Raw genomic sequence first — 25,607 nt, 5'->3', positions numbered from 1 at the left:
TCAGAAGCGGGAACGCCGCCGCTTCGCGCTCAGGCTTCGAGACTATCCTTCGCCGCATCGAACTGCGCAGCAAGCTGCCTGATCTTCGCGACCACGGGCTCCTCCCTGAGTGCGGACCCAGGCTTGAGCAGCGACATCACCTCGACCACGAGCTTGTGGATGCCGGCGTCGACGCACGCCGCCTGCTGCATCATTGCGTTGAATCCGAGCGCGTCTTCGAAGTTGTCGGGCCGCACGCCATGCGTCTCGCGAAACGCGAGATCGGGCATCGCGGCGAGCGTCCAGATATTGTCGAGCACCGGGCTCGCTGCTTTCATCAGCGCTTCGAACAGGCCGTCGAGCGGTCGCGCTTCATTTTTGCGGCTTGCAAGCAGATCGCGCAGCAGCAGCGCCTCTTTTGCCGCGGCCGCCATGCCCTGTCCATAGACCGGATTGAACCGGCAAATCGCGTCGCCGAGCACGATCAGTCCGCGCGGCCAATCGGTGTAGCGCTCGAAGTGCCTGCGGCGATTCTCCGGAAACTTGTGCCGGAAGATCTTGCCGTACGGCTTCGCATGCATCAGCACGTCGTAGATCGTCGAGGTTTGCAGCGTCTTCGCGAACTCGAGAAGGTCTGGCCATTCCGACGGCGGGGCATCGTCGCCGCGCGCGCCGAATCCTGCGAAGAAGCGGTCATCTTCGCGGACGAGCAGCAGGCCCTGATGCGTGTTGCCCGGGGGCGCCGGCATCGTGCGCAGCACGTCGTACGCGGGCCGATTCTCGGGTGAGAATTCGACGATCGCCGTCGAGTAATTCATGTCGATGCGCATCACCGTTTCTTCAGGCGCCTCGCGTCCCGTCGCACGCAGAAACTCGAGCGTCGGCTCGCCCCGGCCCGATGCATCGAGCACAAGGTCCGCCGCGATCGTTTCCTGTGCGCCCGCTGGTGTTTCATAGCGCACTGCGGCCACCGCATTGCCATCCGGTGTCGCGACAATTCCCGTGACGCGGCGCCCATCGAGTTTCGCGATGCTTGTTTGCCGCTGCAACTCGCGCCGCGCGACCCATTCGATCAGGCCGCGCGAACACTTCACCACAGGAATCCCGAGCTGGCGCGCAGGTAGCGCCGCTTGCGCCGAGAATTCCAGCAGAAGCTTCTGGCCGAAGTCCGACTGCTTCGCACCCGCATCGCACAGCTTCGTCGAAAAATCATCGAACAGCGCATCGAGCGCCGCCACGCAGCCCGGCAACAGTCCGTGCGGATGCCGGCCCTGCGGCACGCCGGGGCGCGCCTCGGCCTGCGCGGGCAACACGTCGCGTTCGATCAGCACGATGTGCTCGAAGCTGCCCACAAGCGCCTGCGCGGCCGCCAGTCCGCCGACTCCGGCTCCGATCACGACTGCGCGCTTTCCCAGATACATGGCCTTCTCCAGATGAGTCAGGTGAAAGGCACGCGCGTGGTGCTTCCGTGGTGCTTCGGACGGCGGACCCAAATAATCCGCCGCCCACGCGCGCCATTGCAACACCGACAACAACCGGCCAAGGCCGATATTCCGGACCGGGGTTGATGTTGAGAATTGACGAACCCCCGTGTGGATGAAATGAAACGCGTCGACGAGCAAACGTGGACAGCTGCGTATGCCGCCGCAACTGCCCGGGTACAGCATCGAGATGCATGCGGCTTCGCTCGACAAGTACGGCTTTCCCGCGGGCGAAGCGTGGCGTGCGTGAGCAACGCCAGATGGCGTGATTACTGCGCACCGCCCGCGAGCGACGTGAGAATCTCGTGTGCGGCGGCCACGCGGTCCGCGATCGGAAAATTACGGTTGCCGAGAATCACGATGCCAAGCCGTTTTGCCGGTACGAACGCGACGTAAGCACCGAAGCCGTTCGTCGAGCCCGTCTTGTTGATCCATACGTTGTTCATGGGCGGCAGCGGCGGATCGATCGCGGTTACGGGTATCCCGGTTGTGACCATCGACGGCGCATTGCCTTCGAGCAGCGAGTTCAACGTAACCGGATACGGGTACTGCTCCCAGATCAGGTCCTGTGTCATCGGCCCTGCCTTGAAGTATCCGGTGTGCGTATCGGCGATCGCGCGCTGCAGCGGCGCATCGAGTTCGATCAGATTCATGTTCGCTTCGATAAAGCGCAGCATGTCCGCCGCCGTCGATTTGACGCCGTACGCTTCGGGCGCCAGTTCGCCGCCCTTCAGCCGGATCGGCTTGCCGTCCTTTGTATAGCCTTGCGCGTAATCGGACGCATGCTCGACAGGAATGTCAATGAAGCTGTGCTTCAGGCCGAGGGCCGGAAAAAGGCGCTGCTCGATCAGCGAAGTGAAATCGTCGTTCATGCTCTTCGCCGCGATCAGGCCGAGTGTGCCGATGCCGGGATTGGTATAGGTCCGGTACGTACCCGGCGCATACTGCGGACGCCATGCCTTGAAATAACGCATCAGTTGCGCGTCGTTTTCGATTTCATCGGGCACCTGGAGCGGAAGCCCGCCAGGCGTATGCGTGCCCAGATTGAGCAGGCTCAGATTGCCGAACGGGCTGCCGCGCAGCGTCGGCAGATACTTGCCGACGCTATCGGACAGCGACAGCTGCCCGTTCACTTGCGCCCACGACGTCAGCGTGGCCGTAAAGGTCTTGCTGACCGAGCCGAGCTCGAACAGCGTGTCGTTCGTGACCGGCTTGCCCGTTTGCGTCGACGCGACGCCGAAGTTGAACACCTGCGGCTTGCCGTCGACGATAACGCCGACCGCGACGCCTGCAATCTGGTCCTTCGCCATCATCGGGCGTATCGCATGATCCACCGCGCGCTCGATGCTGCTGCGAGTGGCGCCGCCGGCACGCGCGGCCGCGCCCTCGACTGTGGCCGCGACTGTGGCCGCGTTCGCGTGGCTCATCGCAGATGCGATACATAGCGCACCAAGCAGCGACAAGGTCCGCGCAGCCGATGAGCCATATGCGCGAGCTCCAATCCCAGCTATCCCACTACCCGATGCCGTCAATATGAATCTGCGCCGCGCGATCATTGTTTCTCCTTGAAGAGCCGCCAATATCGCGTTTTCACTGCAGGCTGACAAACGATGATAAATTGCCCGCTGCCCCAGAAAATCTAATGTCTCGATCATGCGACCGTATCTGCCTTTAAACGCGCTGCGCGCGTTCGAATCGTCGGCCCGGCATCTGAGTTTCACGCGCGCGGCGCTCGAACTGAACGTCACGCAGGCCGCCGTCAGCCAGCAGGTGCGCATGCTCGAAGAGCGCCTCGGCGCGACGCTGTTCAAGCGCCTGCCGCGCGGCCTCGCGATTACCGATGAAGGGCTCGCTTTGCGCCCCGTGCTCAGCGACGCATTCGATCGCATCGAGGCCGTATTGCGGCAATTCGAAGGCGGACACTTTCACGAAGTGCTGACGGTCGGCGCCGTCGGAACCTTCGCGGTCGGATGGTTGATGCCGCGTCTGAAGTCGTTTCACGACGCGCATCCGTTCGTCGAACTGAGGATGATGACGAACAACAATCTCGTCGATCTGGCCGGCGAAGGCCTCGATTTCGCCATTCGTTTCGGCGACGGCACCTGGCCCGGCTCACGTGCGCTGAAGCTCTTCGATGCGCCGCTTTCGGTACTGTGCGCACCCGACGTCGCGCAACGTCTGCGCGTGCCCGCGGACCTCGCAGGCGAAACGCTGCTGCGCTCGTATCGTGCCGACGACTGGGCAAACTGGTTCGACGCCGCGGGGCTCGCGCCGCGTCCGGTGCGCGGCCCCGTGTTCGATTCGTCGCGCCTGATGGTCGAAGCGGCGATGCAGGGCGCGGGCGTGGCGCTCGCGCCCGCGTCGATGTTCGAACGCGATCTCGCGATGGGACGCCTTGCGCAACCATTCGACATCGACGTGCACGCGGGCAGCTACTGGCTCACGTCGCACAAGGGCAAGCCCGCCACGCCGGCAATGCGCGCGTTCAGCCAATGGCTCGTGAGCGAAACGCAGGCCGACGGCAGCCTCGCCTGAGGGAGGCCATTCAGCTCTTGCGCGCGATGATGACCGCATATTTGCAGGTCGACGAACTTTCGTTCCTGAAGACACAGTCGCTCGGCGTGCCGAGTTCGAGACAGTCTCCGGCGTTCAGTTCATGACGCTCGCGGCCCTCGATAAACACGAGCGAGCCATCCAGCACCCAGATCAACTGCTGCCTGTGCCGAAACGCTGCAGCCGGCATCGGAATCACGGCGGCCGGCGGCAGATCGATTTCCACGAGATTCAGCGCGGCCGCCGACTTCGGCGAGACATGCCGCCGCAGATAGCCGCTTTGCGGATCGACCCATAAGGGCTGGTCGGCCACCCGCAGCAGCCGCCCCTCCTCGAGTTCGGCGAGCGCCATCAGCGCCGACATCGTCATGCCGAACGCACCGGCGAGCTTGGCCAGCAACGAAGCCGTCGGACTGCTCTCGCCTCGTTCGACCTTGTGGATCATCGCCCGCGATACGCCGGACTTCTCGGCAAGCACGCTGAGCGACCAGCCGCGCGCCTCCCGTTCGGCTCGAATGCGGGCGCCTATTCGCTCATCGACATCGCTCATCTGTGTTGTCTATTATCATGTACACTCGTCTCACTATAGTGGATCAATGCGGGGCACAGCAAATGGAGATCCGTCACGCGGGCCCAGAACATATCGAAGGCATCACGGCGATCTACAACGACGCGGTTCTGAACACCACGGCGATCTGGAATGATTTGACCGTCGATCGCTTGAACCGTGCGGCCTGGCTGTCCGCGCGCGAGAACGCCGGCTATCCGGTGCTGGTCGCCGTCGACGGTCGCGGGGCCGTGATCGGCTTTGCGTCGTTCGGCGACTGGCGTGCGTTCGACGGCTACCGTCACACGGTCGAGCATTCGGTCTATGTGCGTCGCGACCAGCGTGGAAAAGGCGTCGGCCGTGCGCTCATGGAACAGCTGATCGACAGCGCGCGCACCATCGGCAAGCACATCATGGTGGCCGGTATCACGGCGAACAACGTCGAGTCGATCCGGCTCCACGAGAAACTCGGCTTCGAGCATGTCGGGCTTCTGAAGGAAGTCGGCATGAAGTTCGGCGCCTGGCTCGACCTCGCCTTCATGCAACTCAAGCTCGATGCCCGTCCGACTCCCGGCGACGTCTTGCCGCGATGACACCGTTTCGTCCGTCCGGTGCGCACCGCAACGGTGCCCCGGTGACAGACGCAAGCCGTTCGTATCTCGCGCGCCTCGGGTTCCGAGACGTCACATCGGAGCATGGCCAGGCGGAGTTCAAAGCAGGTATTAATTGCGCAATACCCGATTTCGCAGATAATTTTTCAGGCACTTTATAGCCGCGTTTATCCGTTATTCATTCGATTCGCATTCGCTCGCGCTTATTTTCCAATTAACCAAAGACGCGACCATTCGTAATTTCCGGATCTTATGCGAGCGGCATTCTCCCGAACGCGAAACTCCGTAACGCTAACCGACACGAGTCGAGCACGAGTATTTTTAGCACCGCCTATGCAATGGAATGGCAGGTTCGTCCGATATTAATTATTTCTGTCTCGTCGAATATTTTTCAGGCAAGAATGAATCAATAAAAATCCTGAATCGCACCCGCTCTTATTCATTGCATCGATTCCCCTTCCATCGGCCGTCGGCCGTGCAGGAGTCATCTGGCCATGAAACGACTCAGTTCCGTATTCGTTGCAGTAGCGTTCTGTTTCGCAATGGCTCCAGCGAGCCAGGCGCAATATACGACCGACTGGGTTGCAAATACTTTCGGCACCGACAGCACTCATGTGGGCAATACTGCCCGCTCGATGTGGGTCGCGCCCGATGGCACGATCTACACGGCTTCGCTATGGGACGAAGTTTATGGCGGTATCTCCATTTATCAGAACGGCAAGACTGTCGGCTCGATCGGCCTGCACAACGATTTTCAGGGCAGTTGCATTACCGGCAACAGCACATCGCTGTTCGCGGCATTGCAGTTCAGCAGAAACTTCGGCAGCGGCTATGTCGGCCGCTATAACCGCGCGACAGGTGCGCAGGACTTCAGGATTCAGGTCAGTGCCGCAACGAATGTCGCGCGCGGCGACGTGATCACTGGCTGTGCGACAGCGAACTCGCTGTTCGTCGCCAGCGACAATCCGGGCAACCGCGTGCGCATGTACACGACCGACGGCGTCTGGAAGCAGGACATCAGCGTGCAGGATCCGGGCGCGCTCGCGATCGATAGCGCCGGCAATATCTGGGTCGCGCAGAAAAGCGAAGGCCGCATCGCCGAGTTCAGTCCCACCGGCGCGCCGATGAACACGATCCAGATGCCCACCGGCGCACAGCCGTCCGCGTTATTTTTCGATCTGGCTTCGAGCCGCCTGATGGCCGGCGACGAGGGTCCGGATATGGATATCAAGCTCTATGCGGCCGTCGCCGGCAGACCCACGCAAGTCGGTACGTTCGGCGTGCAAGGCGGCTTTCTCAACACGACCACCGGCGCTAAAGGGCAAGTGAGCCAGACGCGTTTCACGCGCGTGGTCGGTATCGGCAGGGATGCCGCCGGCAATCTGGCCGTGCTCGACAACCCGTGGGGCGGCAGTTGGGATCTCGGCCGCAACGGCGCGACGAGCATCCACGTGTACGACCGGGCGGGCAATCTGACAACGACGCTTCAGTCGCTGAACTTCGAGGGCAACGGCGCGCCCGACCCGCTTACCGACGGCGCGCTTTTCTTCGGCGGCACCAACGTGTATGGCGGCACCGCGGGCGGCGCGGCCGGCGGCTCAACCCCGGGGTCAACCCCGGGCTCAAGCGCAGGCACGCTCGTCGCGAACACGGTCGACCCGATCGCGTATCCCAACGATCCGCGGTTGAACGTCAACAACCCCGAGCGCGACACGCACTTCGCACAGATTGCCGCCGTCGGCCCGAACCGGATTCTCGCGGCGTCGGGCCAGAATCCCTCGACGTTCTACCTTTATCACTTCAGCCCGCAAAGCGGCTACATCGCGATACCGGACGCCACGCTGCCGGGCGCGGCATTCGCCACGACGCGCCCGGTGACGGGCGGGTTCAGCCTCGACAGCCAGGGCGGCGTGTGGGCCGGTCTCGACCGCACGAACCAGATTTTCCACTACCCGCTGACAGGCGTCGACGCGACCGGCAAGCCGACATGGGGAGCGCCCATGACGACGCTCGTGCCGGTCTCGATCCGGCCGCTCACGCGCATCGTCTATCTGCCCGAAAGCGACACGATGATTCTCGGGCAAGGCGTGACCGGCAGCGCCGACTTTACGTCGATGGGCAACCGCATCGAGGTCTATCACGGCTGGACGGCCGGCAACGACACCACGCCGAACCCCGTCATCACGTTCCCGAGCGGCGTCGAGCCGAAGTCGATCGCGGCGGCGGGCAATTACCTGTTCGTCGGCTACATCACATCGCCCAATATCGACGCGTTCAATCTGACGACGGGCTCGCTCGACATGACGCTCGCCAATACGAATCCCACGCAGGTGAGCCTCGGCGCCAACGTCGATTCGATGTACGGCGTGCGCGCGTATCTGCGTTCGACCGGCGAGTATGTGGTGACGAAGGACAACTACAACGACTCGAACCTCGTCGTCTATCGATGGACGCCGGGAACGGCGGCCACGGCTTCGGCGCCCGCGCAGTAATCGATTCGATGCCCGGGTTTGCCGGGCTCGAGAAAAATGCCCGAGCAGGCGCGCTTGCCGTCGTCGAGCAAACGCATCGCCCATCCCCGCTTCTCCCGTTCGACACCGCCCCGCAAATCGCCGACAATGTCCGCGACCAGCAGCACTCGATGCGGCGTATCGGCTCCGATGCCGATGCCCGCGCATCTCGCAACCCGACAGGATGGGACGGAGACAGCCTGATGAAATGCACAATCGTGGGATCGCGCTATTTCGGCGCCTCGGTGCTCGAAGCGTTCCGCGCCGACGGCATCGAGATTGCCGGCGTCGTGGCCCCGGCCGCCGAAGATCGCCTCGCGGCGGCGGGCCGTGCGGCCGGCCTGCCGACAGCGATCCACGACAACCCGCGGCTCGTCGAAGCAAGCGCGATTCCCGAAGGCACCGACCTCATCATCGCCGCGCATACGCATGCACGCGTGAACGACGAGGCGCTCGCGCGCTCGCGCCTTGGCGGCGTCGGCTATCACCCTTCGTTGCTGCCGCGCCATCGCGGCATCGCGGCGGTCGAATGGACGATCCTCGAAGGCGACCCGATCGCCGGCGGTTCGGTCTATCACCTCGCGCATGGCTGGGATGCGGGCGCGATTGCCGCGCAGGACTGGTGTTTCGTCAGGAAGGGCGAAACGGCGCGCGAACTCTGGGAGCGCGCGCTCGCGCCGATGGGACTCGCGTTGCTGCTGCGCGTCGCGCATTACGCGCGCGATCACGGCGAACTGCCGGCGCACACGCAGGACGAGCAATTCGCGACGCGCGCGCCGATCATTCGCCGGCGCATCGAATTGACCGAAGAGCCGTCCGGGCCGCTTGCGTCGCTCGTCGTGACCGCGATCGGCGCCGACCGTCCCGGCATCGTCAACCTGCTTTCGGAGCGTGCACGCGCGTTCGGCGCGAACTGGACCGGCAGCCGCATGGCGAGCCTCGGCAGCCAGTTCGCGGGCATGGTGCAATTCGAAGTCGCGCAGCGCCATGCCGATGCGCTTACGACCGCCTTACGCGACCTCGAAAGCGCGGGCCTGCGCCTCGTGATCGCACGCAGCGATCTGCCGCCGCTCGGGCACGGCCTGCGGCGCGTGTCGCTGGAACTGACCGCGCCGGACCGTCCCGGCATCGTGCAGGATCTGTCCGCGAGCCTGTCTTCGCACAACATCAGCATCGAGGAACTGAGCACCGAACTCGCGCATACTTCGGTCGGGCCGCATCAGTTCGGCGTCAAGGCCGTGCTCGCGGTACCCGCGGCGCTGTCGATCGACGCGTTGCGCACGCTGCTCGAGTCGCTCGCGGCCGAACTGATGGCCGATATGGCGCTCGGCGAAAGCGGCGTCTGATCGCGGCGCGACGCAACGCAACAGTTCGGTGTCAGGCGGCAGAACGGGTTGACATGGGCGGCTAAGCGGGCCACGCGTCGCGCTAAACTACAGGCTACCCCGCCCCACTGACCAGACCCGATGCCCTCGCGCAACGCCCGCTTCGCCCCGCCGACAGTCTCGCCGCCTCGAGCGCGCAACGCCGCCGTCGACGCCGGCGCACTCGAGGATCCCGCCCTGCTGCGCCGCCTGCTGCGCGCCAAAGACCGCATGGACGCCGCCTCGCACGAGGCCTGGCCCGTCAAACGCCTCGCCGAAGTGAGCGGCGTTTCCGAAGCGCATTTCGCGCGTTCGTTCAAGCGGGCCTTTGGCCTGCCGCCGCATCGCTATCTGTTGACGCGCCGCATCGAACAGGCCACGACGCTGCTGCGCGACACCGATCTCGGCATTACCGACATCGCGTTCGCAACCGGCTGGGAAAGCCTGGGCACTTTCGGCCGCACGTTCCACGACATCGCCGGCAAAAGCCCGAGCGCGATGCGCATCGACGCGCGCGCCGCGATGCACGCGCTAGACCGTGTGCCTGCCTGCGTGCTGAAGGCCGCACAGCGCCCCGACCTCACGATCGCAGTTTTGGAGAAGCGCCGCCGCGTCGCCGACGATACGCTGCCGCCAACACTCAACAAGGAGGACATGCCATGAACGAAGGGATCGATGTGGTGGGCTTGTACGTCGACAACCAGGACGAAGCGCTCTCGTTTTACGTCGATAAACTCGGCTTTCGCGTGCATACGGACGTGCGCAACGGACCATACCGGTGGCTCACGGTCCAGCATCCGGATCAACCGTCGTTTCAGCTCGGCCTTTTTACACCGGGGCCGCCGATCCACGACGAAGCGACCGCGCACACGCTGCGCGCCATGGTCGCGAAGGGTGCAATGCCGCCGCTCGTGCTCACCGTGGCCGACTGCCGCGCGCGCTACGCACAGCTGAAAGCGCGCGGAGTCGAATTCACGCAGGAGCCGGTCGACCGCTATGGCAGCGTCGATGCGGGTTTTCGCGATCCCGCGGGCAACGGATGGAAGATGATCGAGGCGCGCAAAGGCTAAGCGCGCTTGCGTGAGTTTTACTGACGCAATACGCCAGAAATTCCGGGTTGTATGAATCGATCGCTCCCGTCATCATTCGAAGCGAATGGAATGACACGGGGGACGAGTGAGCTATCTGCTCATACTGGGCGTCGGCCTGATGGCAGGCCTGTTAAGCGGCGTGGTCGGCACAGGCTCGTCGATGTTGCTGATGCCCGTGCTCGTGATCCTCCATGGGCCGCGCGAGGCCGTGCCGATCATGGCGATCGCGGCCATCATGGGCAACCTCGGCAAGGTGCTGTCGTGGTGGCGCGAGATCGACTGGAAGGCGTGCCTCGCCTACTGCGTGACCGCCATACCCGGTGCGATGCTCGGCGTTCGCACCTTGCTCGCCTTGCCGCCTCGCACCGTCGACATCGCCCTGGGCCTGTTCTTCGTGGCGATGGTGCCCGCCCGCCGCTGGCTGTCGCGTCGCGAATCGTTCCGCGTTACGCGGTTGCATCTGTCGCTGATCGGCGGCGTGGTCGGCTTTCTGACCGGCATCGTCGTATCGACCGGGCCAATTACAGTGCCCGTCTTCGTCGGATATGGCCTGGTAAAAGGCGCGTTTCTGGCGACCGAGGCCGCCGCATCGCTCGGCGTGTATGGTGCGAAAGTCGCGATCTTCGAACAGTTCGGCGCGCTTCCCCCGCGCATCGTGGCGAACGGACTGATCACGGGCATGTCGATCATGCTCGGTACATTCGGCGCGCGACGCATTGTGGCCAACATGTCGGCGCATCATTTCAAGGCCGTCGTCGATGGACTGATGCTGACATCAGGGTTATCGCTTCTGTTTGCCGCGGTCCGGTAGCCAGGAGCCGGCAGGCGTCAGCGCGCGTACGCCGGCAGTCAGCCCTTTCGCCCCGCAAAAAACCGGTTCTCCGGACGCGCGAGGCCGAGATGCTCGCGAAACGTCGAGCCTTCATACTCGCGCCGGAAAATGCCGCGTTTCTGCAGCTCGGGCACGACCTTGTCGACGAACTCGTCGACGCCCGCGGGCACATACGGAAACATCACGTTAAAGCCGTCGGAGCCTTCTTCGACGAGCCACTGCTCCATCTGATCCGCGATCGACTTCGGCGTGCCGACCATCTCGAGCCCCGAGTAGCCGCCAAGGCGCTGCGCGAGCTGGCGGATCGTCAGCTGCTCCGCGCGCGCCCAGTTCACGACGCGCTCGCGCGAACTCCTGCTCGCGTTCGACTCGGGAATGTCGGGCAGCAAGCCGTCGGGATCGAAGCCCGATACATCGTGGCCCAACGCGATCGACAGCGACGCGATGCCGCTGTCATAGTGAACCAGCGTGTCGAGCAACGCGCGCTTCTCACGCGCCTCATCGAGCGAATCGCCGACCACGACGAATGCCCCTGGCAGAATCTTCAGATGCTCGCGCGGCCGGCCCAGTTTATCGAGCCGGCCCTTCACGTCCGCATAAAAACGCTTGCCTGCTTCGAGATCCGGCTGCACGGTGAAGACGGCATCGGCGGTTTCGGCTGCGACCTGGCGCCCCGCTTCCGACGAACCCGCCTGCACGACCACGGGCCAGCCCTGCACCGGCCGCGCGATATTCAGCGGTCCGCGCACGCGGAAATGCTCGCCTTTGTGATCGAGCACGTGAACTTTCTCAGGATCGACAAAGATGCCGCTTTCGACATCGCGCACGAACGCATCGTCGGCCCAGCTATCCCACAATCCGACGACGACGTCGTAGAACTCCCTTGCACGTCGATAGCGCTCGCCATGTTCGACATGCTCGTCAAGACCGAAATTGAGCGCCGAGTCGGGGTTCGCGGTCGTCACGAGATTCCACCCGGCGCGACCGCCGCTTATATGATCGAGCGAGGCGAAGCGGCGCGCGACGTGATACGGCTCGTCGAACGTCGTCGACGCGGTGCCGACCAGACCGATTCGCTGCGTCACGGCCGATAGCGCCGAAAGCAGCGTGAAGGGTTCGAACGACGTCACCGTGTGACTGCGCTTTAACGCATTGACCGGCATGTTCAGCACCGCGAGATGGTCGGCCATAAAGAATGCGTCGAAGCGGCCGCGTTCGAGCGTCTGGGCAAATCGCGCGAGATGCGCGAAGTTGAAATTCGCATCGGGGTAGGCGCCCGGATAACGCCACGCGCCCGTATGAAGACTGACAGGCCGCATGAAAGCGCCGAGGTGCAGCTGGCGGAACTGGGTCATGATGTCGAGGCGCACGCGCGCCGTCCGCAATAGGAAGGCCTCTAACATACGCCGATTTCGCCAATCGGGCGCAATGCGTCACGGCGTGCTATGCATACGGGCGAACGTGGAATATCGTTTGAGGCAATCGTTGTTTTGCGCACACCCAACGGGCGCCTTACGATGACCGGCTGGTTCGCTGCTCGCAGCCATGCCGCAATTGCATCGGCGCAGCGATTGAATGACCGCGCTTTTCGTTGGCGCGGCACACGGTGTGCTAACTCTGCCTGACTTCGCCGCGCGAAGCGAGCCCTCCTCACACTCCATACTCGAATGAACAACGCTCCCGCTTCCACTCCATCATCGCCCGAATCGCGCCCGCGCCGGCGCGCGTTGGCCCGCCTCGCGGGCGGACTGGCCGGCGGCGTCGCCGCGGCGACACTGCCGGTGCAACGTGCGTTGGCCGTTGCCGACACCCACTCGGGCGCGGCTACCGCGTCGCAGCCTCCGCTCGCGCCCGCGAGCTGGACGCTCGAACCGGGCGCACCGCTCGTCTCGCCGCCTTACGGTCAGCCCGCATCGTTCGAGCATGACGTCATCCGCCGCGTGGCGAGCGCACCCGCGATGCCGGGCTCCGGGTCCGCCATGTCGCCGCTTGCGGACCTCTACGGCAGCATCACGCCGAACGGCCTTGTCTACGAGCGGCATCACGCGGGCGTGCCGGCCATCGACCCGGACCAGCATCGGCTCGTCGTGCACGGCCTCGTGCGCGAGCCGCGCATCTATACGATTGACGACGTGATGCGCTTTCCGTCCGAATCGCATATCTACTTTCTCGAATGCTCGGGCAATACGAGCAGCGAATGGAAAGGTCCGAGCGGAAAGCCCGTGCAGTTTACGCACGGATTACTGTCGTGCTGCGAATGGACCGGCGTGCGCCTCTCGACGCTGCTCGACGAAAGCGGCATCTCGCCTTCGGCCAAATGGCTGCTTGCCGAGGGCGCCGATGGCGCGGCGCTCACGCGCAGCCTGCCGCTCGAGCGCATCCTCGAACGCGCGCTTGTCGTCTATGCACAGAACGGCGAGCGGCTGCGGCCCGAGAACGGCTATCCGCTGCGGCTCATCGTGCCGGGCTTCGAGGGCAACACCAATATCAAATGGCTGCGGCGGCTCAAGCTGATCACGGCGCCCGAGATGACGCGCGAGGAAACATCGAAGTACACGGACCTGCTGCCCGATGGGCTCGCACGGCAATTCGTGTTCGAAATGGACGCGAAGTCCGTCATTACGCGGCCGTCGCCGGGTCACACACTGACGGCGCAGGGTTACTACGCGATCAGCGGCCTTGCGTGGTCCGGCCGCGGCCGTATCCGCTCCGTCGACGTTTCCACCGACGGCGGCAAGACCTGGCGCCCGGCGCGCCTCGTCGGCGCGGTTCACGACCGCGCGTTGACGCGCTTCGAAGCGGACTGGCGATGGGACGGCGGCCCCGCGCAACTGCAAAGCCGCGCGACCGACGAAACCGGCTACGTGCAGCCGACCCGCGATGCGCTCGTCGCCGCGCGCGGGCTGAACTCGTACTACCACTACAACGGCATTCAAAGCTGGCGCGTCGATGCGAATGGCGAGGTGCGCAATGCTTAAGACGCTGGTTGCGGTTGCAACGATATCCGCATGCGGCGCCGCCTATGCCGATGGTGCGCCCTCAGCCGGTTCGGCGTCCGCCAATGCGGACAGGTATGGCATCGGCAAACCGATCGACAGCGCGGCGATTGCGCGCTGGAATATCGACGTGAGCCCTGACGGTCGCGGGCTGCCTGCGGGCTCCGGCACGGTCGCCGCGGGCGCAAAAGTATTTGCCGCGAAATGCGCGATGTGCCATGGCAAGGCGGGCGAAGGCGGCATTGGCGATCCGCTGGTCGGCGGCGCGGGCACGTTGACCAGCGTCAAGCCAAGGAAAACCGTCGGTAGTTACTGGCCTTACGCGACGACGCTATTCGACTATATTCGCCGCGCGATGCCGTATAACGCGCCCGAGTCGCTGAGCGCCAACGAGATTTATTCGGTTAGCGCATGGCTGCTGTACAAGAACGGCATCGTACCCGAGCACACCACGCTCGATGCAAAGTCGCTGCCGCGCGTGAAAATGCCGAATCGCGACGGGTTTATTCCGGACCCGCGGCCCGGTACGCTTTAGGCCGTCGTGCACGTAAGAAGCGCCGCGGCACTGGCGGCGCGTCGTTGATTGTCAGGCATGTTCTGTTTATCCCGCTGTCGTCGGGAGACGGCGCCATCGGCGGGACTGTTTCTTGCGCAAACACTGGCTCACCACCCAACGAAAATCACAATCGGAGCCAGTCGATGACAAAAGCCGAACGCTATCGGCGATGTGAAGAGGCCTATCAGGTAGAACTCGCTCGAAGCGCGTCGTACCTCGCCAGTTGCTTGACAGCGGAGTCGATGACGCGGTGCGTCGACGAGGTGTTGCGGGCGCTGGTGCGAGATCGCGGGGCGGACGACCTGCCGATCTTTCGCAAGGTGCTGGCCGACCGTCTTCTGTCGCGTCGGTGCCCAAACGCGGCGAAGCTCGTGATCGAGTGGAAAGCCGTTGCGCGGTCCACCATTGCCGCCAGCCCGGCCGCCGGCGATCGACGCGACAAGGCGACCGCGTAGCGATTACAACGCGACGTTATGCGCCACGCGATGCGCCCGCAGCCGGCGCGTTCAGAATTTCTCGACCCAAGGCCTGACTTCGAGCTCCCACGACCACGCACTGCGATGCTGACGCAGCACAGCGAGATACGACTCGGCGATCGCATCGGGGTCGAGCGTGCTGTCGGGCCGATCGGCCGGGTCGGGACGATGCCCGGCGCGCACGCTGCCGTCCACCACGATATGCGCAACATGAATGCCCTTCGGTGCGAGTTCGCGCGCGGCGCTTTGCGCGAGGCCTCGCAGCGCAAACTTGCCCATCGCGAACGGCGCGGACAGCGCGAAGCCTTTGACGCCCGCGGTCGCGCCCGTCAGCAGGATCGCGCCCTTGCCGGCCGGCTCCATGCGCTTTGCCGCCTGCTGCACCGAATAGAACGCGCCCAGCGCCGAGACCGCCAGCGCAGCGTCGACCTGCGCCGGGTCGAGTTCCGCGATCGGTCCTGGCACACGGCGGCTCGCGTTGTAGACGACGATCTCCGGTGCGCCGATCCGCGCATCCGTTTCGGTGAAAAGCCGCTCGACCTGCGCGGCGTCGGTGGCATCGACGGGCAGCGCGATCGCGCCGGTCTCCTTGGCAAGCGTTGCGAGCTTGCCCGCATCGCGCGCCGCGATCACGACCGGAAGGCCGGCCGCGCGCAGCATGCGGGTCACCGATGCGCTGATGCCGGGACCCGTTCCGATGATCAAGGCGTTGCGGTAGGGAATAGCGTGGGACTTGTCGTTCATGAGCTTCACCGTCCTGTCGGGTGTGAACTACGGTAAAGCGCAGAGTACATGCAAGCCGCAGAAAGTGCAGGCTGCCCTGCTCCGCCCGCGCGGCTTACGCTGCGGCCGCTTCAGTCACGACAGCCGCTTCGCGCTTCGCGAGCGCAGCTGCGTGTTCGCGAATCAGACGATAAACCGTCTCGCCCGGCACCGTCTCCGATTCAAGCAACTGTTCCGCGATCGCGCGCAGCACCGGTTCGTTGGCGCGCAGCAGCGCAAAGCACGCATCGTTGAGATCGTGCAGCAGCGCGTTCGCGTGCTCGATCGAATTCTTCAGTTGCAGTCCCGCATACTGCTGCGGCAGCGACGCAAGGCTGAACAGATTGCCGTCCGCGTTGAAGCCGTGCTTCGAAACCATATCGAGGCCGATGCGCGACGCCTCCTGCAAGTCCTGCGCGGCGCCGCTCGATGCTTCGTCGAACACGAGCAGTTCGGCGTTGCGCCCGCCGAGCAGCACCTGAATCTCGTTGCGCATTTCCGTTTCGCGGTACAGGTACTTGTCCTGGGTCTTCGTGATGAGGGCGACGCCGAGCGCGCCGCCGCGCGGCAGGATCGTCACCTCTTCGAGCACGCCCGTGTCGAGCAAGGCGGCAACGAGGCCGTGCCCCGCTTCGTGCACGGCGATGCGCGTGCGCTCGTCATCGGACAGCGCGCGCTCGGCGCCGTTGATATCGCCAATGCGCGCAATCTTGATCGCTTCGAGAAAATGCGTCGCGGCCACTTCGCGTTCGCCGGCCTTGCGCGCAACGAGGCCCGCCTGATTGACGATCATCGACAGCGTAGCCGGCGACAGGCCCGTCGTCAGACGCGCGAGCTGGTTGAAGTCGAGCTCGCCCGGTTTCGTTTTCAGCTTCGCGGCATAGAAGCGCAGGATTTGCGCGCGATCTTCGAGATCGGGCAGGCGCACTTGCACCGTGCGGTCGAAACGGCCCGGACGTCTGAGCGCTTCGTCGAGGTTGTCCGGATGATTGGTTGCGGCAACAACGACCACGCCCTCGTTCGACTCGAACCCGTCGAGCTCCGCGAGCAGCTGATTGATGATGCGATTGCTTTCGGCTTCGACGGGGCCGCTGCCGGTATCGGTACGCTTGCCGAGGCCGTCGGCTTCGTCGATGAAAATCACCGTCGGCGCATTCTTGCGCGCAAGCTCGAACAGATGCTTGACCTTCTGGATGCCGACGCCGTAGTACTTCGCGCTGAAGTAGCTGCCCGTGATCGCGATAAAGTTCGCGCCGCATTCGCCGGCAAGCGCCTGCGCGAGGCGCGTCTTGCCGACGCCCGGTCCGCCCGTCATCAGAATGCCGCATGGCGCGCGCACGCCCATGCCGCTGAACTGCGCGGGCTCGGTCAGCCAGGCCTGCACGTCGGCGAGCGCCGCTTTCGCTTCGCCGGCGCCGATCACGTCGTCGAAACGCAGCGTCGGCGACTTGCTGAGCAGGCGCGCGCCGCCCATCATCTCGCGGCGCATGAACCAGACAATGCCGCCCAGCATCAACACCGGCAGCAACAGGCTCAGCGCGTCGCGCGCGTGATCGACGACCTCGGTCCAGCGTGCCCCCGCCGTTCGCACATCGGCATCGGGCAGCCAGACGAGCTGATACGGCGACTTGCCGCCCGGCTTCAGGTCGCCAAGCAGCAGCGCATTCGAGAACGTGCCGTTATGGTCGGCCACATAATATTTCTCGCCCTGCAGCGTCGACACGAGAATCGCGTTCCGGCTCAGGCCAATGGCCGCGACATCGTGATCCTGTACGTCGCGCACCATCTCCGACGCACTCTTTTCGTGGCGCGTCCACGCCGACGCGTCCGCGCGCATCTGGCTCGCGATGCCGCCCAAAGCCGTCGAAGACGCCTGCGTGACGCGCTCTTCGTGACGCCAATGCAGGAACATGAATGTGGCGGCAAGCGCGGACGCAAGCACGCCAAGGGTCACGTATCGGCCGATACGCGACCAAAGTGAATTCCTTACCGGTTTCATCAGCTGGTTCCTGAAAGGCCCGCGATACGGCGGCGCCGGAGTGAGTCTGGAGATTAAGTGGGCACAGGCGCAGCGCGTTCGTGCACTGGGATGACTGGCAATGCGCTGTCGAAATAAGGCAGTTTTACCGTCGGTAAAAGACGCCCGATATTCAGCAATGCGAACACGACCCTCATTGATTGCATTGCACCATCGCTATTATGCCTGGAGTCGACCACAGGTAAAAATCTGATCAAAAGGCTAAAACCGGTCAATTCGCCACTTTGCGGGCGCGCAGGCTTCGAGACAGGGTCGGGAACGGACATTGCAATCGCATCGGTACGTCCGTGCAATGGTCGCACGGTGTCCCCACCCGACGGAGGTCACATCATGCTTTATTACGCGCTGGTCTTCTTCATCATCGCGATCATCGCCGCCGCGCTGGGTTTCGGCGGAATCGCGGCGGGCGCCGCCAGCATCGCAAAAGTGCTGTTCTTTATCTTCCTCATCATCTTCCTCGTCACACTCGTGATGGGCATCATGCGACGGTGACGAAGCAGGCCGCGCAAAGCAACGCAGCCCGGATTCGCTGAGTGAATCCGGGCTGCGTTGTTTTATACGTTCGAAACCGGGCGCGTCAGCGCGAATGCGATTTGAACGCTTCCCCCTGCATGCCGGCGCGATCGACCGCGGCGATGCGATTGCGGCCATTTTCCTTCGCGTGATAAAGCTGCGCGTCGATCAGATTGATAAACGTGGTCTTGTCCGTGCGCTCGTTCGGCACGATCGTGCCGACGCCGAAGCTCGCGGTCACGCGCTGCTGATGCGGTGAGCGCACGTGCGGGATCGCTGCTTGCGCGATCAGCGCGCGGCACTGCTCGGCGATTTTGACGGCCGCGTCGGCGTCGGTATCGGCCAGCACGAGCACGAACTCCTCACCGCCGAAACGGCCCAGGAAGTGATCGGGGCCCGCCGCTTCCGCGAGCACGCGGGCGACACGCTTCAGGCATTCGTCGCCCTGCAGATGTCCGTAATAGTCGTTGTACGACTTGAAGAAGTCGATATCGACCATGATGACCGACAACGCGCGGCCGGACCGTTGCGCCGCGGTCCACGTGCGCGCCATGACGTCGTCGAATCTGCGGCGATTGCCCGTGCCCGTCAGACTGTCGTGAAACGACAGATATTCGAGTTCCCGTTGCAATTGCGCGAGCTGGTCTTCGGTGCGCTTGCGTTCGCTGATGTCGAACATGAATCCGATCAGCGCCTCGACATCGCCTTTGTCGTTGCGCACCACATGCACGACGTCGCGCAGCCACACATAGCCGCCGTCGCGCGTCAGCGCGCGATAGTCGGCTTCATGATCGGTACCGGCCTTCGACTGCGCGACGCAAAAATCGACCACGGCCTGGCGGTCGTCCGGATGCATGCGCTCGGCCCAATCGTTGACGGTCTTCCACGTCGACGGCGCCCAACCGAGCAGCGTTTCGATCTGCGGGCCGATGTAGGCGAACTCCATGGTCGCCCAGTCGATTTTCCACGGAATGGCTTTGGTCGATTCGAGCAGCGTGCGGTAGACGGCACTATCGTCGTCGCCGAACACGCGGTTCGGCGGTGCGAGGGATTCCTCGTGCCGCAGAAAGGCCGCCTGCAGAGAATGCTTCGGGTGTTCGTGGTCCGTCATGATGTGATTGCCGGTGGTTGCATGCGTTTGTCTTCCGTCATGGCAGTTCTCGGATCGTTTCCCGATCTTTACCGGCCCGACGCGTAGCTCTATCTACGGTAACGACGGGCTTCTTCTGAAGGGCGGTCACGGGTTTTCCACTATCACGAACGCTCGGTCGCCTGTTCGAGCAACGGCAGCGCGAGGTCGCATTCCTTCTTGCTGACTGTCGGCGCGGCATTGGCGCTCGAGCGCGACCCTCCAGGCATGGAACCCGGTCCATGCAGGCTTGTCGCACTTAGTTTGCGCCGTTCGCACACAGCGTTGCTCGCACCGCGTGAGTGCGTGCCGGACACCAACCCGTTCATTTATTGGGAGCATGCATGCGATACCTGACAATTCCCCTTGTCTTTGCTTTAACCACGCTAACGGCGTGCGGCGCGTTCAGAACGCACGAAGCACGCGATCCGCAAGGCGAGTTGATCGGTTCCAACATTCTCGATCTGGTGCAGTCGGTCGGCATTCCAGACAAAACGATGAAGCTCGTCGATACGGGCGGTCCAAATGACCGGATGGAGGCGCAATGGAACTTCACGAACTCGGACGCAGCGCTCGACCTGAACGCGCTCGTGCTCGACCTGAAAATTGGCGGCGCCGGCAAATGCAGCATGACGGCGACGGTCGAGCGCTGGGGCGGCAAAGTGCTCGAGGTCAATTTCCCGCAAGCGCATAGCGATAGCGTCGGGTCCGATTACGGCGCGTGCGAACCGCTCGTTGAAGAAGCGCTCGAGCACAACCCGCATACGCCGGTCGATCAGAAGTGGGATGCGTTTTCGCTGGTTGGCGCAGCGAAGTAACGGCGATGCAACCGTGCCGGTGTTCGTCGTCCGGTCCTGCTCTTCAAGCGCGTCGGGCTCGATATGGCCGTCGTGCTCGGGCGCAGCACCCATCGCGAGTCGTTGCGGATTATCGATGCAGAGCGCTCTGCGAATTCTCTATATGTCTCGCGAAATTGATTGATAAAGCTTGAGATTTATCTCGTGTCTTATTTATTTATTTCGGATCCGAAATTTTAATATTTTGGTAAGCTCGAAAATCGCTTGTTCGGTTGATCTTCGATCGCATGATGCACTCTATACTTCGGATTCCATCACGATTTGATGGCTCAGGTTTAGCGGCCTGATCAGTCGAAACCGGCACGCCTGCGCAAGCAGGCCGTGCTTTCCCTCTGCACGTCTGCCCTCAACGGGCGGGCCTTGGCAGGGAGGCCTTCGGGTCTGCCGGTTTTGGTTTCGACGCCGGTCCGCTAACCCTGTCATGTGCCCGCTCACCCTTTCATTCGGTGGGTCGCGGGCCTTCTCTTATAGCGGAGGAAGCAGAATGACCAATCACACCAAAACAGTTTCGAACGAACAACGGACGCTTCGCGACGAGGCATTGCGAAACGCGGAACGGATCGCGCTCGACGCGGCCCAGGGTGACGCGTCGAACGACACGCGCCAATCCATTTCGCCCAAACAGCGCCAGAAGCGATACGCGCATCTCGAGCGCTTCAGCGTAGCGGCTGTCCATCAGGCGATCCGGGCGAGCCGGCAACTCGACCAGATCAGCGCCATGGCCGGCATGATCGCGCGCGATCAACGTTCGTCGCGAGAACAGAAGGCGCTCCTCGAAGGGCTCGAAAGCCTCGCGCGAAATTACGCGTCCGAGGCACGCATGGATATGGAGCATATGTCTATCGCGCAGTTGAAGCACACGCCGCGCTGGAAGCGGTTCAAGCAGCAGATCGGGTGAGCGCTGCCGGCACGCGCCGGTGCCGTGGCTCGTGCGTTCAAAAGCTTGCTGCCGGCGAGACGCCAGGCCTCACGCGCGCAGTCGGGAATCCCGCTGGTTTGTACGGCGTGGTTCCCGCGAACAGATCGGGGTCATAGTCTCGCGTAAAGTTGCTCGGGTCGCGCGAGTCAATCAGCGCGCGGCATCGACCACATCGATGTTCTGCTCGCGGCCATGGATGGATGCTCGAGCGTCGGCCGAGGAGAAGATTCGTTCGCCGGGCGCGTCGTCGAAGATGCCGGCCGCTGCGGCATCCGTGAACGGCCGAATGCATGGTCAGCATCTGCCCGGTACCCGCTCGTTGAAAAGCGTCATGCTGTCGACCGCTCATTTTCCAGTCCGGGAACCTTGCCGTAGTGCAGCCGGGAATGCGACAGGATAAAACCTGCGCGCTCGATGTTCCGATAAGCTGCATTGGGTGGGACATTCGCGCTGGGACTGTCGGTCTCGATGGTTAGCAACTTGACACCGCTTTGAGCAGCATCTCCAATGCGCGTGGATAGAAGCGCGCCATGAATGCCCTGCCCCCGGAATGCGGGCACAGTCGCATCAATACCCAGCCAGGCCATCTCTGCGTCGATGAACATCGCGGCAACGCCTACTGGAGTCGCATCGCGAAAGGCGAGATAGGTATGCCATCCGGGCCGCCCTGGAAAAGCCGACATCCACGATCTAAAGCTAACCGGCATTCCAAAACAGGTCACCGCCGTTGTGCCAAAGACATCGGCGTCTTCGACATCGGCCCGGCGTATGACGAACCCGGTTTCGGGAGACTGCTCCACCTGAATGGCTTCACGCCAGAAGGTGGCAAAGCCTCCGGGCATGGCACGCAATCCTCGCGCCTCGATCCAGTCCGGCAATGCAGCAGGCAACGCCGCCGGAGTCACTTCCAGACCCCAGATGCTGCTCGCGTGCTCTGTCATCCAGCTGATTGCCTGGTCGACTGCCTGCTCGGTCGCAGGCCGATCGACCCCGAGTCCCAACCATCGATTGAATGGCACGCTTGGGACGTTCTTCAGTGCTACGCCCAAGCCATCGTCGCAATGAAATTGGCTCATGGCGGTCTCGCGCACAAATTCAGGCGGAGCGGCGGCCATGATCTCTCTGCGAACCGTAACGTAAAATTGCTCTATTTTCCGGATCCGGGCCGCTTCCGATTCCTTACTTTCGCCGAATCCATCAGTTTGCAGCGTTGAGATCATTGTTCGCTATGGATGATGTCGAGGGCAAAACGGACTGCTCCGGATGAGTCTGCGAGCCATCGACGGGCGTCATGACGGGTCGTTACCATGCCCGGCCCCGCAATAAGGGCTGAACCTGACTAAACACCTCAAGCCCCCTAACTATTCCGCCTTCACGACAGGAGACGTCGCTTCTAACGATGCACATCGCGCTCAGATGGCATAGACATCCCTCACGGCCCGCACCGCCGCACCGATATCGACCTTCACTTCGCGCCGCTCGAGAACCGCGCCAAACGCCGTCACATTCGCGAGCACCGCGTCGAACGACGCGCGCAAACCGGTGTGATCGAGCCGCACGATCCGTCCTTCGATTTCGCCGAAGCCCGGCAGCAATTCCACGCCGAGCTTCGCCGCATCCGCGATCAGGACGTTTGCATGAATGCCCTCCGGCGCCCGCACCGATGTCACCAGCGCGGACGCCGCCTCGTCCGCTGCGATCCACGGCTCGACGCCGAGCGCACGCAAGCCCGCACGGCTTGCCTGCGCCGCCTGCCGATGCCGCGCGATAACCAGTTCGATGCCCTCGGCTTCGACGCGATCGAGCGCCGCATCGAGCGCCCAGAATTCGAGCGCGGGCGGCGTGCCCGGCAACGCAAGCCGGCCACGGTCGAGCCAGTTGCGCTTGAGTTCCGCCAGCGACAAACTCGACGGCGCGAAATCCGGCTGCGCGTCGATATGCGCCCACGCACGCGCGCTGACCGCGACCGCCGAGATGCCGGCCGGCCCCGCAAGCGCTTTCTGCGCCCCGATCACCGCGATATCGATGTCATGCTCGTCGAAGTCGATCGGATGCCCGCCCACCGAAGCGACCGCATCGACAACGAACAACGCTTGACGCGAACGCGCGAGCGCCGCCAATGCGCCCAGCGGATTGAGCGCGCCATTCGACGATTCCGCATGCACGGCCGCGACGAGATCCACCTGCGGCAAGCGGTCGAGACAGGCGGACACCGCGGCGGCCTCGATCGGCTGCCCCGGCGCCGCGTTCACCTGATGAACCGTCGCGCCGCCACGCGCCGAACCAGGCGCCATACGGGCTCGTCACCACGTTGACGGCGACCAGTCCGGGCCGCGCGATGCTCGTCGCCACGGCCTCGAGCGCCAGAATCGCCTCGGCCTGCACGAACACGACGTCGCCTCGCGTCGTCGCGAACAGCCGCTTGATGCGATCGGCAAGCGGCGCGTAACGGTCAGCGGGATAACGCGGCGGATCGAGCAGCAAGTGAAGATCGAAGCGGGACATCGAATACCTTTACCTTTGAGCGTTTTGCCCGATAGCGCCGACGGCTTACGCGCACGCGGTCTGCGCAGCGTGTTCAGGCGAGAAACCTTGCGACGACGAGCGCTGCCGCATCGCCCGATACAACAGCGCCGCCACCGCAAGCATCGCCACCGTAAAGACGAACACCGCCGACGCAGCCGCATACACGGCCGGCGACGGACCATACTGCAGGCTGCCGTACAGATACACGGGCAGCGTGCCTGTTTGCGGCGTCGTGAGGAAGGCCGAAATCACGAGATTATCGAACGAGAACGTGTACGCCATCACGCCGCCTGCCGCGACGGCCGGCGCGAGTTGTGGCAGCACGATATGGCGCAGCGTCGCGGTGCGCGTGGCGCCCAGATCGGCGGCGGCGTCTTCGAGATCGCGGTCGAGCGTCAGCATGCGCGCGCGCACCACGAGCGCGACCACGGCGATGCCGATTGGCGTGATACCCGCGACGAGCGTCGCCGTGTCGAGCGGCACGCCCGTCACCGCATAAAACAGCAACAGCGAAATGCCGATCACCGATTCGGGCACAATCAGCAACAGATACGTGATCAGCGTGAGCAGGCGCCGCACGCGGCGCGCCCGATGCCGCACGACGACAAACCCGAGCATCGTGCCGAGCAGCACCGACAGCAGCGCGCACCACGCCGCGACGATCACGCTTTCTTCAACCGCATGCCGCAGCGACAGGTCGTTCCACGCGGCTGCATACCATTGCAGCGTCCAGCCGGTCAGCGTCGCGGTCTGCTTGTTGTCGACGCCGAGATTGAACGAATACACGATGCCGGTCGCAATCGGCACGAACAGAAACACGACGACGAGTGCGTACCAGGCCCCGAGGCCCGTTTGCGCGACGTTCAGGCGTGAACTGAAACGCGGCCGCGTCGCAGCTCGTTGCGCACGCAACCTGTCGGACGACGAAGCACGCTGCCCGTTCATCGCCCCGTCTCCTCAAAGCCTGCTGTTACGCGCGCCAGCAACGCGACGAGTACCGCGACGGCAATCAACACGGCCATCGCCATCGCCGAACCCAACGCATAGTTCTGCGCATCGAGATACTGCTCGGCAATCGCCTGCCCCATCAACACGCCGCGTCCGCCGCCAAGCAGCGTCGGAATCACCATTTCGCCGAGCATCGGCACGGCGGTCAGCAACAGCGCGGTCGCGATGCCGGGGCGGCTCAGCGGCAGAATCACCGCACAGAACGTGCGCCAGCGCGTCGCGCCGAGATCTTCGCTCGCGTCGATCAGTTCGCGCGGAATCCGTTCGAGCACGACCGCAAGCGGCACGATCGCAATCGGCAAATAGACGTAGACCATGCCGATAAACACCGCGACCGGCGTATCGAGCACATCGAGCGCGCCCGTATGCAGTCCCACCGCGTCGAGTAGCGCTTCGGCCAGGCCGTGCCGCGCGAGCACCATGCGCAGCGACATCACGCGAATCAGGAAGCTCGAAAAATACGGCACGAGAATCAGCGTTAATGCGAGCAATTTGCGGCGCGCGTGAAACGCGATGAAGTAAGCAGCCGGATACGCCACACCGACGCATAGCAGCGACGCAGTCGCGGCAAAACGCAGCGTTCGGGCAAGCGTTGCGCCGTAGAAGCCGGTCAGCACCAACGCATAGTTATCGAGCGTGAAACCGGCCTCGACACCGCCGAACGTCGAATGACCGAACGAAAATACCGCCGTCACTCCAAGCGGTACGAGAAAGAACACCGTAAGCCACGACGCCGGCAACGCCGCAAGCAGGTGATCGGAGGCCTCGCGCAAGGCGAGCGGCACCGCGCGCGGCGGCGTTTTAGCCGACCCGGACGCCGACGTGGACGAGTCGCCGTGCAAGCCGCGCATCGCGATGC

Annotated in this window: 24 protein-coding genes; 13 read left to right on the top strand and 11 right to left on the bottom strand. The window is 63.7% G+C overall.

The genetic code is table 11. The features are described from left to right. Window positions 1–29: 29 nt before the first annotated feature. On the bottom strand, window positions 30–1,400 hold the full coding sequence (locus tag BTO02_RS28435; protein ID WP_075160419.1) for a hypothetical protein: 1,371 nt from the start codon (window positions 1,398–1,400) through the stop codon (window positions 30–32). Window positions 1,401–1,729: 329 nt separating this feature from the next. Further along, window positions 1,730–2,887, bottom strand: coding sequence for a class C beta-lactamase (gene ampC / locus BTO02_RS28430; RefSeq protein ID WP_075160418.1), 1,158 nt, complete (start codon window positions 2,885–2,887; stop codon window positions 1,730–1,732). Window positions 2,888–3,113: 226 nt separating this feature from the next. On the opposite strand from ampC, the gene BTO02_RS28425 reads away from it, so the two are divergent. After that, a complete protein-coding gene (locus BTO02_RS28425) occupies window positions 3,114–3,995 on the top strand; it encodes a LysR family transcriptional regulator (RefSeq protein WP_075160417.1) in 882 nt (293 codons plus the stop codon). Window positions 3,996–4,005: 10 nt separating this feature from the next. Here BTO02_RS28425 and BTO02_RS28420 read toward each other — a convergent pair whose 3' ends face one another. Then, on the bottom strand, window positions 4,006–4,563 hold the full coding sequence (locus tag BTO02_RS28420) for a helix-turn-helix domain-containing protein (RefSeq protein ID WP_075160416.1): 558 nt from the start codon (window positions 4,561–4,563) through the stop codon (window positions 4,006–4,008). A 62-nt stretch (window positions 4,564–4,625) separates the two neighbouring features. Between BTO02_RS28420 and BTO02_RS28415 the strand changes: the two genes are divergently transcribed. From BTO02_RS28415 to BTO02_RS28390, 6 genes are all read left to right on the top strand, one after another. Further along, on the top strand, window positions 4,626–5,153 hold the full coding sequence (locus BTO02_RS28415) for a GNAT family N-acetyltransferase (RefSeq protein WP_075160415.1): 528 nt from the start codon (window positions 4,626–4,628) through the stop codon (window positions 5,151–5,153). Between the two features lie 512 nt (window positions 5,154–5,665). Continuing rightward, window positions 5,666–7,663 (top strand): SMP-30/gluconolactonase/LRE family protein, encoded by a 1,998-nt coding sequence (locus BTO02_RS28410; protein ID WP_075160414.1) that lies wholly within the window; start codon window positions 5,666–5,668, stop codon window positions 7,661–7,663. A 221-nt stretch (window positions 7,664–7,884) separates the two neighbouring features. Continuing rightward, window positions 7,885–9,027: an ACT domain-containing protein gene (locus BTO02_RS28405; protein WP_075161465.1), complete on the top strand. Its 1,143-nt coding sequence runs from the start codon at window positions 7,885–7,887 to the stop codon at window positions 9,025–9,027. A 120-nt stretch (window positions 9,028–9,147) separates the two neighbouring features. Beyond that, window positions 9,148–9,708 (top strand): helix-turn-helix domain-containing protein, encoded by a 561-nt coding sequence (locus BTO02_RS28400; RefSeq protein ID WP_075160413.1) that lies wholly within the window; start codon window positions 9,148–9,150, stop codon window positions 9,706–9,708. Beyond that, entirely contained in the window at window positions 9,705–10,115 is a 411-nt protein-coding gene (locus BTO02_RS28395; RefSeq protein WP_075160412.1) for a VOC family protein, read from the top strand. Before BTO02_RS28400 ends, BTO02_RS28395 begins: the two co-directional genes overlap by 4 nt. A 106-nt stretch (window positions 10,116–10,221) precedes the next feature. Next, complete coding sequence (locus BTO02_RS28390) at window positions 10,222–10,947, top strand: sulfite exporter TauE/SafE family protein (protein ID WP_075160411.1); 726 nt, start codon at window positions 10,222–10,224, stop codon at window positions 10,945–10,947. Window positions 10,948–10,985: 38 nt separating this feature from the next. Here BTO02_RS28390 and BTO02_RS28385 read toward each other — a convergent pair whose 3' ends face one another. Then, window positions 10,986–12,323: an LLM class flavin-dependent oxidoreductase gene (locus BTO02_RS28385; RefSeq protein ID WP_075161464.1), complete on the bottom strand. Its 1,338-nt coding sequence runs from the start codon at window positions 12,321–12,323 to the stop codon at window positions 10,986–10,988. Between the two features lie 312 nt (window positions 12,324–12,635). On the opposite strand from BTO02_RS28385, the gene soxC reads away from it, so the two are divergent. From soxC to BTO02_RS28370, 3 genes are all read left to right on the top strand, one after another. Then, complete coding sequence (gene soxC, locus BTO02_RS28380) at window positions 12,636–13,946, top strand: sulfite dehydrogenase (RefSeq protein WP_075160410.1); 1,311 nt, start codon at window positions 12,636–12,638, stop codon at window positions 13,944–13,946. Continuing rightward, complete coding sequence (locus BTO02_RS28375) at window positions 13,939–14,499, top strand: c-type cytochrome (protein WP_075160409.1); 561 nt, start codon at window positions 13,939–13,941, stop codon at window positions 14,497–14,499. Before soxC ends, BTO02_RS28375 begins: the two co-directional genes overlap by 8 nt. Before the next feature lie 164 nt (window positions 14,500–14,663). Then, window positions 14,664–14,975, top strand: coding sequence for a hypothetical protein (locus tag BTO02_RS28370; protein WP_156884009.1), 312 nt, complete (start codon window positions 14,664–14,666; stop codon window positions 14,973–14,975). 51 nt (window positions 14,976–15,026) lie between these two features. On the opposite strand, the gene BTO02_RS28365 is transcribed toward BTO02_RS28370, so the two are convergent. Further along, window positions 15,027–15,740 (bottom strand): SDR family NAD(P)-dependent oxidoreductase, encoded by a 714-nt coding sequence (locus BTO02_RS28365; protein ID WP_075160407.1) that lies wholly within the window; start codon window positions 15,738–15,740, stop codon window positions 15,027–15,029. Between the two features lie 94 nt (window positions 15,741–15,834). Beyond that, on the bottom strand, window positions 15,835–17,757 hold the full coding sequence (locus BTO02_RS28360; protein WP_075160406.1) for an AAA family ATPase: 1,923 nt from the start codon (window positions 17,755–17,757) through the stop codon (window positions 15,835–15,837). A gap of 369 nt (window positions 17,758–18,126) precedes the next feature. Between BTO02_RS28360 and BTO02_RS28355 the strand changes: the two genes are divergently transcribed. After that, the gene (locus BTO02_RS28355; RefSeq protein ID WP_075160405.1) at window positions 18,127–18,288 is read left to right on the top strand and encodes a DUF1328 family protein; all 162 of its coding nucleotides are present in this window, start codon (window positions 18,127–18,129) and stop codon (window positions 18,286–18,288) included. 85 nt (window positions 18,289–18,373) lie between these two features. Here BTO02_RS28355 and BTO02_RS28350 read toward each other — a convergent pair whose 3' ends face one another. Beyond that, window positions 18,374–19,420 (bottom strand): GGDEF domain-containing protein, encoded by a 1,047-nt coding sequence (locus BTO02_RS28350; protein ID WP_075160404.1) that lies wholly within the window; start codon window positions 19,418–19,420, stop codon window positions 18,374–18,376. Between the two features lie 362 nt (window positions 19,421–19,782). Here BTO02_RS28350 and BTO02_RS28340 point away from each other — a divergent pair, with 362 nt between their 5' ends. Together BTO02_RS28340 and BTO02_RS28335 are read left to right on the top strand one after the other, a co-directional pair. After that, complete coding sequence (locus tag BTO02_RS28340; RefSeq protein WP_075160402.1) at window positions 19,783–20,256, top strand: hypothetical protein; 474 nt, start codon at window positions 19,783–19,785, stop codon at window positions 20,254–20,256. A 523-nt stretch (window positions 20,257–20,779) separates the two neighbouring features. Beyond that, window positions 20,780–21,193, top strand: coding sequence for a hypothetical protein (locus tag BTO02_RS28335; protein WP_075160401.1), 414 nt, complete (start codon window positions 20,780–20,782; stop codon window positions 21,191–21,193). Between the two features lie 350 nt (window positions 21,194–21,543). Here the strand turns inward: BTO02_RS28335 and BTO02_RS28330 are convergent, their stop codons facing one another. From BTO02_RS28330 to BTO02_RS28315, 4 genes are all read right to left on the bottom strand, one after another. Next, window positions 21,544–22,434, bottom strand: coding sequence for a GNAT family N-acetyltransferase (locus BTO02_RS28330; protein ID WP_075160400.1), 891 nt, complete (start codon window positions 22,432–22,434; stop codon window positions 21,544–21,546). 192 nt (window positions 22,435–22,626) lie between these two features. After that, window positions 22,627–23,508 carry a pyridoxal-phosphate-dependent aminotransferase family protein gene (locus BTO02_RS28325; protein WP_232243570.1) on the bottom strand — a complete coding sequence of 294 codons (882 nt, stop codon included), beginning with the start codon at window positions 23,506–23,508 and terminating at the stop codon, window positions 22,627–22,629. Window positions 23,509–23,764: 256 nt separating this feature from the next. Then, window positions 23,765–24,685, bottom strand: coding sequence for an ABC transporter permease (locus tag BTO02_RS28320; protein ID WP_075160399.1), 921 nt, complete (start codon window positions 24,683–24,685; stop codon window positions 23,765–23,767). Then, window positions 24,682–25,599, bottom strand: coding sequence for an ABC transporter permease (locus BTO02_RS28315; RefSeq protein WP_083615418.1), 918 nt, complete (start codon window positions 25,597–25,599; stop codon window positions 24,682–24,684). The genes BTO02_RS28320 and BTO02_RS28315 overlap by 4 nt, the downstream gene beginning before the upstream one ends. Between the last annotated feature and the right edge of the window lie 8 nt (window positions 25,600–25,607).

Source organism: Paraburkholderia sp. SOS3, assembly GCF_001922345.1.
Classification (GTDB): Bacteria; Pseudomonadota; Gammaproteobacteria; order Burkholderiales; family Burkholderiaceae; genus Paraburkholderia.
This window is presented reverse-complemented; position numbering and strand designations above follow the sequence as displayed.